Source organism: Pseudoalteromonas sp. SIMBA_162 (assembly GCF_046535955.1).
GTDB lineage: Bacteria > Pseudomonadota > Gammaproteobacteria > Enterobacterales > Alteromonadaceae > Pseudoalteromonas > Pseudoalteromonas marina.
In genome coordinates, this window is sequence record NZ_JAWJBQ010000904.1 from 1 (window position 1) to 249 (window position 249).

The window sequence follows — 249 nt, forward strand, 5'->3', positions numbered from 1 at the left end:
GGATCAGCTCGGCGTTCTCGTCCTCAGCAAGCACCGGCAGGCAGGTGTCGAGCTTGTGCCACTCATACGTCACCTGATCCATGATCCACTGATGGTCACGCAGCATATCGCTACTGATCTTGGCTCCGGTGAGACTCGCGACTGCCTTCAGCTCTTCCGCGACCGACTTGATATTCTTGGGGTGCATGTCGCGCAGGAACGGGGTGAGGTTGAAGGTGTTTCCGACACTGGAGACGTCAGCGATGATCC

General features: G+C 57.8%; 1 protein-coding gene. It reads right to left on the bottom strand.

Going from position 1 to position 249, the window contains the following annotated elements; genetic code table 11:
* Window positions 1-249 (bottom strand): hypothetical protein (locus tag R0J88_RS22330; RefSeq protein WP_410901219.1); only part of this gene is annotated, 249 nt, incomplete at both ends.